The organism is Aequorivita todarodis (assembly GCF_028561335.1).
Taxonomy (GTDB): domain Bacteria; phylum Bacteroidota; class Bacteroidia; order Flavobacteriales; family Flavobacteriaceae; genus Aequorivita; species Aequorivita todarodis.
Map to the genome: position 1 here is coordinate 109,338 of NZ_JAQQTG010000016.1, position 14,119 is coordinate 123,456.

Consider the following 14,119-nt stretch of genomic DNA (forward strand, 5'->3'; position numbering starts at 1 on the left):
AAGGAAAATGACGTCCAATTCATTCGGAAATACTCCGCATTCAGCTATTTATAAAAAATCGTTGGAAATATTCTCTTTGTCCAGAAATATTGCAAGCTATCTGAGCCATGATCTGTCGGGCCTTCAAAGAAATGGAAAGGAAGACCCAAATATTTATTTCACGGGCGATATAGTGCAACAATCAATTTCCCTAGGCCCACAAATACTCAAAGCGGAAAACCAGCTTTTTTCTGAAGAAAAACACAAATATGTTGCTTCAGTAATGCGTCTTTCAAATTTGCTCTATAAAAATTGTGAACGCTTGGAAAGGGTAAACAGCAATGGGAAGGATTTTCTCCCGTTGCTTCGCAAGGAGCTTAAGAAATTCAAAAAACTTCAACACACCTGGGGGCTGACCCTTTAATTTTTTAAAACATTCTTGTCGTTCCCCTTATAAAATTCATTTGCTACATTTGTAAAAAAGATAGCCAAAGATGTTTGAAGACGACGATGATCTTGACCCGATAGAGCGACATAACCGTTTACGGCAAATGCCCATTTTTTTAAAAGCCGAAGAAATTCTGCAGCTCGTTCACCACCTTGTAAAATCTGTAGAAAACTCAGATATAAAATTTAGGCGCGATGGCGAAAAGGAAATGCTGGAGCAATACCTGGATTATTTGATGGAAAATTCAATGATAATTCCCGCAAAGATTGCTGGTGCGGAGGGTGTAGAAATCTACGACCTTAAAATGGAAAATGCAACCATCATCCGCAAGGCAGCACGCGAACTTATTACCGATGCCCGTGGCATACAAATGCTCGGTTTTAAGGATACCGAATATCTGGATTTGCTGCGAAAAGAAGTTGAGGAATTCAGAATACTTTTTGCTGAATGGGTTAAGACGTTCGATCCATGGGACTATATTATTGACCGCTGGGGCCTGTTCAATCCGCCAGGAATAAATTATGACGATCACGATCCAGATGACGACATTCCTTTTGACCCAAATAATTTCCCCGAAGAGTTTTTTGACGATGACTACGAGGGAGACAGTTTTGACGAAGATATGGATGACGAAGAGGATTAGCCCGAAAACATTATCGAATTAACCGTGGGTCAAAATCCAAAGTTCCTTTCTTAATAATTTTTATGTTTCCGATATCTTTGTGATGTGGGTTTATCAAAATATTATGCTCCAGTTCCAAAATGGCCGATGGCACCCGGAGCGCCAAGCTCTCGTGCCGCTTGAGCCAAGAAGACCCTAACATCTGCAATTGTTTTGCGGCTTCTTCAGAGCTCCATTTCGGCTTAATGAAATCCAAGGATTGAATGGGTTTTATAAATTTATCTGAAATTTCCACTTCCAGAAAAGAATAGCCCACGGGCAATTTGGCAAATTCAACGTGCACGATAATTTCCAACAAGCTCAAGGAAAGATTCTGGGAAAAATAGACTACGGGATCACCGACCAAGTTCCACCTACCACCGTATAGTCTGGCGCCCTCGCCAGAAAGATCGTCAATATATTCGGTTTTGGTAATTCTAAAAATTCGCACGATTAAGATGGAATACCGTGGGCAATGCGACCAAGTACATTTTTTACATATTGAATTCCAAACCTCGTGTCGAGAAAGTCTAAGGGTTGCTGCCCCTTAAATATATAGGGTCTGGAATGGAGCCAGTTTCTAAAATCTTCGAGTGTTTCAAAAACGTCTATGCCTTCTGAGACCATTTCGGCTATCTCAAAAAGCTGTTCGGAAGCCGAAACCCCCAAGAGGTCATCATCTGCCTTGCGCTGTAATGTGCGGTGCGAAATGTGCAGCAAATCACTAAGCCGATCCATGGAGATACCCAATACCTCGCATATAGAATAAACCACGCTTTTGGGCAGACCCTTCCGGGTAACGGTAATAAGGTCTAGATCGCTATTTACAGCCTGGCCCACCTGGCTCACGCCTCCTAAAACACCTACTATTCTGTCAAAAGGGTTGTCGAGCAAATAGAAAACCTCTGGTTCTTTCACCAAATTTACATCGGAAGGATTTTGGTACTTTTTCATAATCACGACATTTGACACAAAGATATGTATTTTTGTCGTGTTTAAAAAACTTTCCGCTACATATTTCGCCTATATTGACCTCCTACTTCAAATAAGGACTCCGTAATCTGGCCCAAAGAGCAGACTTTGGTGGCTTCCATTAATTGTTCAAACATATTTTCGTTATGAATGGCGGCCGATTTCACTTTTTCAATTTTCTCATTTGCAATGTCGGCATACATCTTATGAAGATTTTTCAATGTTTCAATCTGAACCTGCTTCTCTTCCTCGGTTGCACGAATCACTTCGGCAGGAAGCACGGTTGGTGAACCTTTGCTGCTTAAGAATGTATTCACTCCAATTATTGGGAAGTCGCCATTGTGCTTCAAGGTTTCATAATACAGGCTTTCCTCCTGAATCTTACTGCGCTGGTACATAGTTTCCATAGCGCCCAAAACGCCCCCGCGTTCCGTAATACTATCAAATTCCTTTAAAACGGCCTCTTCAACAAGATCGGTTAATTCCTCAATGATGAAAGAACCCTGAATCGGGTTCTCGTTTTTGGCAAGTCCCAGCTCTTTATTTATGATCAATTGAATCGCCATCGCACGACGCACACTTTCTTCAGTTGGAGTAGTAATTGCCTCATCGTAAGCATTGGTGTGCAGTGAATTGCAATTGTCATAAATGGCATACAATGCCTGAAGGGTAGTCCGAATATCGTTGAAATCAATTTCCTGTGCGTGCAGGGAGCGTCCGGAAGTTTGTATATGATATTTCAACATTTGTGCACGCGGGTTTGCGCCATATTTTTCTTTCATGGCCTTAGCCCAAATTTTTCGGGCCACCCTTCCGATTACCGCATATTCAGGGTCAATTCCATTGCTGAAGAAAAAAGAAAGATTCGGGCCAAACTCGTTGATGTCCATGCCGCGGCTCAAATAATATTCTACATAAGTGAAGCCATTCGCAAGTGTAAACGCCAATTGTGTAATCGGGTTTGCGCCCGCTTCTGCAATGTGGTATCCGCTAATTGAAACGGAATAAAAGTTTCTAACTTTTTTTTCAATAAAATACTCCTGCACATCGCCCATCAATCGAAGGGCAAATTCTGTTGAAAATATGCACGTATTCTGCGCTTGGTCCTCTTTCAAGATATCTGCCTGGACCGTGCCGCGAACCTGTTGCAGTGTTTCGTATTTAATTCTGTTGTAAACATCAGCATCCAAAACTTGATCGCCGGTAACCCCAAGCAGCAGCAATCCCAAACCGTTGTTGCTCTCAGGCAATTCTCCGTGATACTTCGGGCGTTCAATTCCCTTTTCCTTGTAAATTTTGTCAATTTTCTTTTCAACCTCAATTTCCAACCCGTTTTCCTTTATATATTTTTCACAGTTTTGATCAATAGCTGCGTTCATAAAGAACCCCAGCAACATGGGCGCAGGCCCATTGATGGTCATACTTACCGAGGTCATTGGATGGCTAAGATCAAAGCCGGAATAAAGTTTTTTGGCATCGTCCAAACAACAGATGGAAACTCCTGCGTTTCCAATTTTCCCATAAATATCGGGCCGAAGATCTGGATCGTTTCCATATAAAGTTACACTGTCAAAAGCCGTGGAAAGCCGTTTTGCGGGCAAGCCCATACTTACATAATGAAAACGACGGTTGGTGCGTTCCGGTCCTCCTTCGCCGGCAAACATACGCGCGGGATCCTCTCCCGTTCTTTTGAAAGGATAAAGACCGGAGGTATATGGAAATTCTCCGGGGACGTTTTCCTGCAATGTCCAATTCAAAATATCGCCCCAAGCCTGATATTTCGGCAAAGCAACTTTTGGAATCTGCGTATGCGAAAGGGATTCGGTATGGGTATCAATGTTTATTTCCTTCCCACGAACCTTAAAGCTATAGATCGGGTTTTTGTATTTGTTTACTTTTTTGTCCCAACTTGTAATTACTTCCCAGTTGTAGGGATCCAGGTTTAACTTTTCACGATCAAATTCAGCAAGCAGCAATTTCAACAAATCCTTGTTTTTTTCTGAATTGACAATGGATTCTGAAACCATTCCCGCTTTGTCCAGTTCGGGTTTTTTCCCAGAAATGGATTCTATCGTTTTAAAAATTCCGTAAAGTTTTTGCGCAACTTCGGCCTGTTCGGAAGCTTTTTTGTCATAAGCCCTATTGTTCTCTGAAATTTCTGAAAGATAACGCGTGCGCGCAGGCGGAATCACAAAGACCTTTTCCTCCATTTCTTCGGGAACGTGCAGATCGCTCTTAAGGTCTGCACCGGTCTTTTCAACAATTTTTTCCATCACGGCTTTGTAAAGCTTATTCATCCCCGGATCGTTAAACTGCGAGGCAATCGTACCATACACCGGCAGCTGGTCCTGTGGGGTGTCCCACAGCAGATGGTTGCGGACGTATTGTTTTTTCACATCGCGCAGCGCATCCAATGACCCGCGTTTGTCAAATTTGTTTATTGCCACCAAATCGGCAAAATCAAGCATATCAATTTTTTCAAGTTGGGTAGCGGCACCAAACTCGGGGGTCATTACATATAGTGAAACATCGCTGTGTTCCAAAATTTCCGTATCGCTCTGGCCTATTCCTGAAGTTTCAAGAATAATAATATCATACTCCGCAGCTTTCAGAACCTGGATGGCCTCCGAGACATATTTGGAAAGCGCAAGATTGCTTTGGCGTGTTGCCAAACTGCGCATATATACTCTTGGCGAATTGATGGCGTTCATACGGATTCGGTCGCCCAGCAATGCCCCTCCCGTTTTTCGTTTTGAAGGGTCCACAGAAACAATTCCAATGGTTTTTTTGGGAAAATCCAACAAAAACCTTCGCACCAACTCATCGACCAAAGAAGATTTTCCGGCGCCGCCCGTTCCAGTAATTCCCAGAACCGGCGTTGTATTTTTTTTGTTTTTTATGTGAATTTTATCAAGTGTTTCCTTCGCAACCTCCGGGAAGTTTTCAGCAGAAGAAATAATTCGTGCAATGGCCCCATTTTCCTTCTTTGAAAGCTTTTCAAGTTCACCATTTAACGAATCGCCAATCGCAAAATCAGATTGTTCCACCAAATCGTTTATCATTCCCTGAAGCCCCAGCTCTCTTCCGTCATCCGGGGTGTAAATACGTGTAATCCCATAATCCATCAGCTCCCTAATTTCCGAGGGGAGAATTACGCCGCCGCCGCCGCCAAATATTTTAATGTGGCCCGCGCCTTTTTCCTGCAACAGGTCATACATATATTTAAAGTACTCATTGTGTCCGCCCTGATAGGAAGTTAGGGCAATGGCATTTGCGTCTTCTTGGATTGCGGTATTCACAACCTCTTCCACACTGCGGTCATGCCCCAAGTGAATTACTTCAACCCCGGTGGACTGAATAATACGCCGCATTATGTTGATGGCCGCGTCATGGCCGTCAAAAAGAGATGCCGCCGTAACAATACGTACTTTATGTTTTGGTTTATAAGGATTTATCTGCTGCATGGTTGTTCTACTTATAATTAAAAAAGCAAATTTAGTTAAAACGTAACGAACATAACGCTTTAGGTCAATAATGATATTATAAATATTTCAGAAAAGTGTTGCGGTAATTCAATATTTTTGTATCTTGCAGCATCAATATTAAACAATTAAAAATTTAACATTATGAAAAAAATTTACGTTTTAGCACTTGTATTGGGTGCATTTAGTTTTTCATCTAACGCTCAAGTTGAGCTAACTGATGATTTTGAATCTTATAATTTAGGTCCCCTTGCCGGACAAGCTACTCATTGGAGAACTTGGTCTGGTGTTGATGGCGGAGCCGATGACGCAAACGTATCTGATGATGAAGCTTCTTCTGGCGCTCAATCCCTGTTGATTAGCGACAATGTTCTTTCTGACATGATTCTTTTAACTCCTTCTGCACCAATTTCTGGGGTTTATACCATTCAATGGTATTCGTACATTCCAGCTGGTAAATCTGGATATTTCAATATGCAGGCCGCTCTTACTCCAGAAGGCTCAGCTTGGAATCAAGCTTTAATGGGCGGAAACGTTTATTTTAACTGTAAGGATGATGCCACCGGTAATGGCGGTAACACCCCCGGCGAAGGTGGAGTAACTGGTCTGATTGATTGTACATCATATGATCAAGTGTTTATCTATCCAGAAGACGAATGGTTTAAAGTAACTTGTATTTATGATATCGACAATCAAACTTGGGACATGCTTATAAATGACAACCCAGCAGTTACTGCCTATCCTTTCGCATTCGGTACTCAAGTATTTATTGAACTTGCTGGACTTGATTTCTATTCTGCTAGTTCTAACAATACTATGTATGTTGATGACGTAACTTGTGCGCAAGGTACAATAGGAGTTGAAGATTTTTCAGCATCTAGCTTCTCAGTATATCCTAACCCTGTTAAAGATATGTTGAACATTAAATCTGCTGCTTCTGTAGATAAAGTAACCGTATATGATATCTTAGGAAAAGTAGTTCTTCAAGAAACTCCTGGAAAAATTTCTCCTGCTATCAATATGAGCAATCTTGCATCTGGATCTTACTTGGTTAAAGTAACTATTGGAAATTCTTCCAAAACAGTTAAGGTTCTTAAATAAGATATTCTAAAATCTTTTTACCAAAAGGCTCTTCAATATTGAAGGGCCTTTTTTATATTTGAAAAATACAAAAAACGCAAACCTATGTGGGCTAAAAAAATATTCCTATTCTGTTCAATCTTCACTTTTGTTTCCTGTGCTGAATTACAACAAGTGGTCGATACGCTTCCCAATCAAACCGGGATTGGCATGGATCCTACAATGATTGCAAACGGTTTGCGGCAAGCATTGGATCTTGGGATAGACAAACAGGTAACCAAGCTCACCCAAAAAGATGGTTTTTACAAAAATCAATTGGTAAAAATTATGTTGCCCCAAGAATTACAGAAAGTAGATCAGACCCTGCGCGATATTGGTTTAGGAAGTTTGGCCGATGAAGGCTTAAAGGTTCTTAACCGTGCAGCTGAAGATGCCGTGAAGGAGGCTACCCCAATTTTTGTAAGCGCAGTAAAAAACATAACTTTTACAGATGCAAAAAATATACTTCTGGGACCGGACAATGCGGCTACAAATTATTTGGAACAACGTACCAACAATGCACTTTACTCAAAATTCAACCCCGTAATTAAAAACTCCTTTTCAAAAGTAGGCGCAGACCAAATTTGGAGCAATATTATTACTAAATACAACTCCGTGCCATTTGTTACCAAAGTAAATCCGGACCTTACAGATTACGTTACCAAGGAGGCGCTCAGCGGTGTCTATAAAATGATCAGCGTGGAAGAAAAAGACATTCGAAACAATATTTCTGCGCGAACAACAACGTTATTGAGGCAAGTTTTCGCCCTGCAGGATTAAGCAGTTTAACAGTTTTAACATAAGTCTCGCAAAACACGATAGATTTATGACTCCCTTAACCTTGTATTAATACTAACTTCTATTTTTCAAAAGTATCTTTGTTTTAACAATAGAGCATTAAAAATGATAAGTTGGTTCAGAAAAAAATCCAGGATTGAAAAACTGAAAGAAAGATATACTTCGTTAATGAAAAAATCTTTCGAGACGGCTTTAAAGGATACTGAAAAAAGCGAGAAGATCCATCACCAAGCCGATAAGCTTTTTCAAGAAATAAAATACCTTTCACTTCAACGAAATGATAAGTAACTATTCCTTGCGGAGCGTTTTAAAATAATCAAAAGCTTTTATCAATCTACTGCCATACCAACTAAAGTATTCACCATCTACCAATTTTACCTCGGCATCAATTTTGTTTCGCAATTCTTTAACATGAGCATCCTTGAAGGGATATGGCTCTGTAGAAAGAAGCACAACTTCTGCTTTTTCTATTTCTTCCCATGGTATTTCTGGATAACGGGATTCCTTTTCAATAACACTATTTTCAAAATTATTTAATCGCAGAAGAGCATCAATAAATGTATTCTTGCCAGCCGCTATATACGGGTCTTTCCAGATTAAGTAAAGAACCTTTTTTGAAGGAAAATCTTTTACGTATTCTATAAAACCCTCCCTTTCCAAGTTAATTTTTGAAATTATATCTGAAGCTTTTTCAGGCGTTTCGAAAATTTTCCCCAGTCGTTCAATCATTTCCATACTTTCTGGAATCGTAGCGATATTGCTTACCCAAACAGGGGCAATACCCTGCAACTGAAGCACCATTTCTTCAGTATTTTCTTCCTTGTTGCAAATGATGATGTCCGGTCTGAGCGATTTGATTTTGTTAAAATTGACCTGCTTGGTTCCGCCAACAACCGTTTTTTCCTTTCGCAAATCTATTGGATGAATGCAGAATTTAGTAATGCCCACAATATTTTCCCGCAAGCCAAGATGGACCAACAATTCAGTTTGTGAAGGTACCAGCGAAACAATTCGGGAAGGAGTTTTGGAAAGGGTAACGATTCTATTTAATTGATCAATGAATTCCATCGAGAATGGCTTTCATTTCAAATTGTATGTTTTTGGCCTCCCGAGCAGCAGCCTCAGCAAAATCATTGCCCTTTGACGCATAAATAATTCCCCGAGATGAATTTATGAGCAACCCAATATTTTCAGCCAATCCGTATTTACAGACTTCCTTCAAGCTTCCGCCCTGCGCCCCAACGCCGGGAACCAATAAAAAACTATTCGGAATAATTTTACGAATATCCGCAAAGTACTCCGCTTTGGTAGCACCAACCACATACATCAAATTTTCGCTGTTTTTCCAATCTTTCGAAGTTTTCAATACCTGCTTGTAAACTTCTTCGCCGTCCACTTTTTTGGTCTGAAAATCAAAAGCGCCTTCATTGGAAGTTAAGGCTAAAAGAATGGTGTGTTTATTCTCAAAAGCGAGAAAAGGCTCAACCGAATCCTTGCCCATATAAGGCGCAACGGTTACCGAATCAAACCCCAAATCCTCAAAAAAAGCTTTCGCATAGCGGCTTGAGGTATTGCCTATATCCCCACGCTTCGCATCGGCAATGGTAAAAATTTCAGGGTACTTTTCGTTTAAATAAGTAATGGTTTTCTCCAGCGATTTCCAGCCGTTCAATCCATACGCCTCATAAAAAGCGGTATTCGGTTTATAGGCAACTGCGTACTGGTGCGTGGCGTCAATAATCGCTTTATTGAAGGAAAAAATAGGGTCTTCCTCTTTTAGCAGAAATTCAGGAATTTTCTCAAGGTCAACGTCCAGGCCCACGCAAAGAAAGGATTGCTTCCTTTTTATTTCCGAGATTAATTTTGCTGTTGTCATATTCCCCTCTGCCTATCACCATCTCCCAGTTGGGGAGAATTTTATTATATATGAAATTTTAAAAAGTTTCGCCTGTTTCCTTCAATTTTTCGGTATTGCTTACCAATTGCAGCTCGTCAATTATTTCCTGAATGTCACCATTCATAATATTGCCAAGATTGTAAAGCGTCAGATTGATACGGTGGTCCGTAACCCGCCCCTGCGGATAGTTGTAGGTCCGTATCTTTGCGCTCCGGTCGCCACTCGTAACCATCGAGCCACGCTTTAGCGCGTCTTCCGCCTGCTTTTTCGCAAGTTCAAGATCGTACAAACGCGAACGCAACACCCGAAAAGCCTTTTCCTTGTTCTTGTGTTGCGATTTCTGGTCTTGGCATTGCGCCACAATTCCCGTAGGTACGTGAGTCAATCTTACGGCGGAATAGGTAGTGTTTACAGACTGCCCGCCCGGTCCCGAAGAACAAAAGAAATCTACCCGAACATCTTTTGGGTTTACTTCAATATCAAATTCCTCAGCTTCCGGAAAAACCATTACGGTTGCGGCACTTGTGTGCACACGGCCTTGGGTTTCGGTCTGCGGCACACGTTGCACTCGGTGCACGCCTGCTTCAAACTTAAGCGTTCCGTAAACGTCTTCTCCTTCTATTTCAAATTGCACTTCCTTAAAACCGCCGCTGGTGCCTTCGTTAAAATCTATCACATTGGTCTTCCAGCCTTTTCCCTCGCAGTATTTGGTGTACATTCTGAAAAGGTCGCCCGCAAAAATACTCGCTTCATCGCCACCCGTTCCGGCCCTAATTTCCATCACGGCATTCTTGGCATCTTCGGGGTCTTTCGGAACCAACAAAAACTTAATCTCTTCCTCCAGCTTTGGCAAGCGTGTTTTCGCTTCTTCAAGTTGCAGTCTTGCCATTTCAACCATTTCGGCATCGCTGCCGTCGGCTATTATTTCTTCGGCCTCGTTGATATTATCGGTAAGTTCCAAAAATTCGGTGCGTTTGTCCATCAAGACCCGCAGGTCTTTATATTCTTTGTTCAACTGGATATACCGCTTTTGATCGCTGATAATATCGGGTTGAATAATAAGGTCGCTTACCTCGTCAAAACGTTGTTTTATTATTTGAAGCCTGTCTAACATATACATTTTATAATGGCTGCAAAGCTACAATTTTTTGGGCAAAATCTATTTTAAGAAGAAGGCTAATTAACGCTTTCCGCTCTTTAAGTCCAAGAAGGAAAAGTGGACCGAAACGTAAATGGCCAGTATAAGAAAGATTCTGGCCAAATACACAAAAAACATACTAAAGGCCAAGTCATAATAGCCTATACCTCGGAATATTTCGGCAAAAATAATTAAAAACACCAACAGGGTAAAAGACATAGACTGCGGCGTATTGTAAAAATGATTGTGAAACAAGGCCAAAAAACCCAATAAAATCCCACAAAACGCACTTAGCATCATAAAGATATACTGGGTGTAATTGAGGGTCATAGCCTTCATCAGTTCAATCAATTGAAAAAATAAATAGCCATTAACAAGCACCATCAATATAAAAAGTAGCGTAAAGGTTTTGGTCAAATTCTCCAACTTAAATTTTGGAACCACATACCCGAGTAGCATTAAGAAGGCAGTAAAATTTAAAATCATGGAGACACTCGCCATGGTGCTATTTTCATACCATACCGTAGTAATACTTGAAGCTCCGTAAAAAAAGAGAAAACCCACCATCCATTTTTGGATATGCCTGCCGTGGGCTATCAGTAAATAGGCCAATGCCGTGTAGCAGATAATTCCGCGCAGCAGACGGAACAAAAAATAATTGTGAAAAGCGTGGATAAGAATGCTTGCAGCAATAAAAAAAATTGCCAGAATACCCAGTCCAACTTTATAATTTTTAAAGAAAATTTTCTCTGACATTCACTAAGCCTAATGGGAACACCTTCTGCAATTTACTCAAAATCAGTTGCGAATATAATTTAAAAAATCAATACTCAAAATTTCCCATTGCAGATTTAATGGTAAGCTTTTTAGAAGGAGCGGCTTCTACCCTGCCAACAATCTGCGCGTCCACGTTAAAAGATTTTGAAATTTCGATAATGGTTTCGGCAATTTCTTCGGAAACGTAAATTTCCATCCGATGGCCCATATTGAACACTTGGTACATTTCTTTCCAATCCGTTCCGCTTTCCGCCTGAATAAGTTTAAAGAGAGGCGGAATTTCAAATAAATTATCCTTTATAATATGAAGGTTTTCCACAAAGTGAAGGATCTTCGTTTGTGCGCCGCCACTGCAATGCACCATTCCATGGATTTCTCCATTGCTGAATTGTGATAGAATTTTTTTAATAATTGGCGCATAGGTACGCGTTGGTGAAAGCACCAATTTCCCCGCATTTAAAGGGCTATTGGCAACTGAATCATCCAACCTTTTTGATCCCGAATAAACAAGTTCTGAGGGAACAGCGGCATCAAAAGTTTCCGGATATTTTTTTGCCAAATAGTTTTCAAAAACATCGTGTCTAGCAGAAGTCAACCCGTTGCTGCCCATCCCGCCGTTATATTCCTTTTCATAAGTAGCTTGCCCAAAAGAGGCAAGGCCCACGATCACATCGCCCGGTTTAATATTCGCATTGTCAACAACCCGGCTGCGTTTCATTCGCGCAGTAACAGTGGAATCTACAATTATTGTACGCACCAAATCGCCCACATCTGCTGTCTCCCCGCCCGTTGAATGGATGGTAACGCCGTATTGTTCCATTTCAGAAATCAATTCTTCGGTACCATTTATAATTGCTGAAATAACCGCTCCGGGAATCAAGTTTTTATTTCTGCCAATGGTTGAAGATAGCATAATATTATCTACGGCGCCCACACACAGCAGGTCGTCAATATTCATAATAAGTGCATCCTGTGCAATTCCTTTCCACACCGATAGATCGCCGGTTTCTTTCCAATACGCATAAGCCAGAGAGGATTTGGTACCGGCCCCATCGGCGTGCATAATCAAGCAATAATCTTTATCGCCTGTGAGATAATCGGGAACAATTTTGCAGAATGCTTTTGGGAAAAGCCCTTTATCCACGTTTTTGATAGCGTTGTGCACGTCTTCCTTACCTGCAGAAACGCCTCTTTGGGCGTACCGTTTTGAAACCTCTTTGCTCATTACATAGTGTTAAGCTGCAAAAGTACGGATTAAAAAAAAGCCCACAAAGGTGGGCTTTCAAGGTTTTGAAATTTATTATATTATTCCCAATCGGGCATAAAGGAGTCTGTGAATAAAAGAAGATCGCCTTGGGCTTGGTTAAAAGTTAAGGAATAAATATCTGGGCGGGCATTGGAATTACTCTTTACCCTCGTAAATATTACTCCACCTTCTGAAGGTGAAAACCTTACATCTAAGTCATTTTCGCCAGGCAAAACTTCCGTTTCCAGCTGCACCGGCGGATCCGGACTCCCGATAGTCTTTAGGAATATACGGCTTTCAAAAATTTTATAAATTGTATTTTCTGATCCGCTAACATCCCATGTGTACAATACTTTATCAGCATTCGCAGAAATATTAATTCCACCGGCTGCTCCATTCACATTTTCAAGAATTACCGACTCTTCCATTCCCGTGGAAAGTCGAGCTGTATAGATACGCACATCATACCCGCTGGAATTATTTGTTTTTAGCAGAACCAGGTCGTCATCAAACTCGGGAACTGCCACTTCTGATATGAAAGACCCATCGCTGGTGGTATATTCCAATCTATTTCCAGTCCCATCTGGATTTATGGAATATAATTTATCGAAATGGGGGTAATATAGTTTACTATCATTTTGGGCCCAGGTATAATTTAAATGTTCAACTCGAAAACCGGCTAAAGGCCTTTGGTTAGTAATTTGACGCACATCCGTTCCATCAAAATTCATGGAATATATTTGAGTGGCTCCTCCTGAATTTCGTAAAAAAGCAATTCTATTTAATATAATGCTTTTCCGAGGTCTAAAACTATTCACGTTATCGCCGGTAAGTTGCAAGACATTGAAGTCTGGTTCTTGTCCACCACTCGAAACGGTATCATCCGCCCCTGAATAAATAACCAGGTTATCATTCTTTTTCTTTACAAAAACATAAGGATTGTCCGGAGAGGTAAGTGTCTTAAATTCACTAATGACTGAACTTACAGGATCGTTTGTATCATCCGTAACCGTAACCTGCCAAAAATATTTAGTCGCCAATTGAAGATTAGCAACGGTATAGGTAGTGTCCTGGCCAACTTCAAAATTTTGCATCTCTCCAGTGGTTCCATTCCTTAGATCCAAAGTATAGGTAAGCTCATCGCCTTCAGGATCGGAAGATTCCCAAATAAATGCAACTTCAAGTGGTAATCCCTCGGCTCCATCTTCTGGGGTAACCAATGTCGGTGCGGAAGGTGGCAGATTGGTAGTATTTGCAAGGGAAAGCTCGAATGAGACCTGCGACGTGGCTCCCTCAATAACAGAGGTAGATTCAAATCCAGTTGCATATCCCTCCAATTCTGCTTGAACAGAATAATCGTCAACTATTATATCTTCCATCCTAAAATTACCCAAACTATCAGAAAATACGGTCGTAGATGCCGGATTAGTAGTGATCTTAGCACCGCCAAGACGGGCGCCGGTCACTTTATCCACAACTTTACCAGAGATACTGCCTGTGCGCACAACGTCTAAAGTATCTTCGTTACAGCTGACTAATAAAATCAGGAAGATAGCGCAAAAGAAAATATTATACTTGTTCATCATCAGTTTTTCAATTAAA

The 14,119-nt window shown here is 41.0% G+C and carries 14 protein-coding genes; 5 read left to right on the forward strand and 9 right to left on the reverse strand.

The features are described from left to right. Window positions 1–7 precede the first annotated feature (7 nt). Together POV26_RS06520 and POV26_RS06525 are read left to right on the forward strand one after the other, a co-directional pair. On the forward strand, window positions 8–403 hold the full coding sequence (locus tag POV26_RS06520) for a hypothetical protein (protein WP_272855665.1): 396 nt from the start codon (window positions 8–10) through the stop codon (window positions 401–403). 70 nt (window positions 404–473) lie between these two features. After that, window positions 474–1,070, forward strand: coding sequence for a hypothetical protein (locus POV26_RS06525; RefSeq protein ID WP_272855666.1), 597 nt, complete (start codon window positions 474–476; stop codon window positions 1,068–1,070). A gap of 10 nt (window positions 1,071–1,080) precedes the next feature. Here POV26_RS06525 and POV26_RS06530 read toward each other — a convergent pair whose 3' ends face one another. Genes POV26_RS06530 through POV26_RS06540 form a run of 3 tightly spaced genes read right to left on the reverse strand, consistent with a single transcriptional unit; the run spans window position 1,081 to window position 5,524 of the window. Continuing rightward, on the reverse strand, window positions 1,081–1,539 hold the full coding sequence (locus tag POV26_RS06530) for an RES family NAD+ phosphorylase (protein WP_272855667.1): 459 nt from the start codon (window positions 1,537–1,539) through the stop codon (window positions 1,081–1,083). Between the two features lie 2 nt (window positions 1,540–1,541). Next, entirely contained in the window at window positions 1,542–2,042 is a 501-nt protein-coding gene (gene parS, locus POV26_RS06535) for a type II RES/Xre toxin-antitoxin system antitoxin (RefSeq protein WP_272855668.1), read from the reverse strand. A gap of 56 nt (window positions 2,043–2,098) precedes the next feature. Then, window positions 2,099–5,524, reverse strand: coding sequence for a methylmalonyl-CoA mutase family protein (locus POV26_RS06540; RefSeq protein WP_272855669.1), 3,426 nt, complete (start codon window positions 5,522–5,524; stop codon window positions 2,099–2,101). A gap of 162 nt (window positions 5,525–5,686) precedes the next feature. On the opposite strand from POV26_RS06540, the gene POV26_RS06545 reads away from it, so the two are divergent. The 3 genes from POV26_RS06545 (at window position 5,687) to POV26_RS06555 (ending at window position 7,747) form a co-directional block, all read left to right on the forward strand. Further along, window positions 5,687–6,643, forward strand: coding sequence for a T9SS type A sorting domain-containing protein (locus tag POV26_RS06545; RefSeq protein ID WP_272855670.1), 957 nt, complete (start codon window positions 5,687–5,689; stop codon window positions 6,641–6,643). Window positions 6,644–6,727: 84 nt separating this feature from the next. Then, window positions 6,728–7,441 (forward strand): DUF4197 domain-containing protein, encoded by a 714-nt coding sequence (locus POV26_RS06550; RefSeq protein WP_272855671.1) that lies wholly within the window; start codon window positions 6,728–6,730, stop codon window positions 7,439–7,441. Window positions 7,442–7,564: 123 nt separating this feature from the next. Then, window positions 7,565–7,747, forward strand: coding sequence for a Lacal_2735 family protein (locus POV26_RS06555; RefSeq protein ID WP_272855672.1), 183 nt, complete (start codon window positions 7,565–7,567; stop codon window positions 7,745–7,747). Here POV26_RS06555 and POV26_RS06560 read toward each other — a convergent pair whose 3' ends face one another. From POV26_RS06560 to POV26_RS06585, 6 genes are all read right to left on the reverse strand, one after another. Next, window positions 7,748–8,527 carry an ABC transporter substrate-binding protein gene (locus POV26_RS06560; RefSeq protein WP_272855673.1) on the reverse strand — a complete coding sequence of 260 codons (780 nt, stop codon included), beginning with the start codon at window positions 8,525–8,527 and terminating at the stop codon, window positions 7,748–7,750. It lies immediately after the preceding gene. Further along, window positions 8,514–9,335: an orotidine-5'-phosphate decarboxylase gene (pyrF, locus tag POV26_RS06565; RefSeq protein ID WP_272855674.1), complete on the reverse strand. Its 822-nt coding sequence runs from the start codon at window positions 9,333–9,335 to the stop codon at window positions 8,514–8,516. The genes POV26_RS06560 and pyrF overlap by 14 nt, the downstream gene beginning before the upstream one ends. Before the next feature lie 58 nt (window positions 9,336–9,393). Next, the gene (gene prfA, locus POV26_RS06570) at window positions 9,394–10,470 is read right to left on the reverse strand and encodes a peptide chain release factor 1 (protein ID WP_272855826.1); all 1,077 of its coding nucleotides are present in this window, start codon (window positions 10,468–10,470) and stop codon (window positions 9,394–9,396) included. A 66-nt stretch (window positions 10,471–10,536) separates the two neighbouring features. Continuing rightward, window positions 10,537–11,250 carry a hypothetical protein gene (locus POV26_RS06575; protein ID WP_272855675.1) on the reverse strand — a complete coding sequence of 238 codons (714 nt, stop codon included), beginning with the start codon at window positions 11,248–11,250 and terminating at the stop codon, window positions 10,537–10,539. Between the two features lie 67 nt (window positions 11,251–11,317). After that, on the reverse strand, window positions 11,318–12,496 hold the full coding sequence (locus tag POV26_RS06580) for an AIR synthase related protein (protein ID WP_272855676.1): 1,179 nt from the start codon (window positions 12,494–12,496) through the stop codon (window positions 11,318–11,320). Between the two features lie 80 nt (window positions 12,497–12,576). Continuing rightward, window positions 12,577–14,103 carry a carboxypeptidase regulatory-like domain-containing protein gene (locus tag POV26_RS06585; protein WP_272855677.1) on the reverse strand — a complete coding sequence of 509 codons (1,527 nt, stop codon included), beginning with the start codon at window positions 14,101–14,103 and terminating at the stop codon, window positions 12,577–12,579. Window positions 14,104–14,119: the final 16 nt, after the last annotated feature.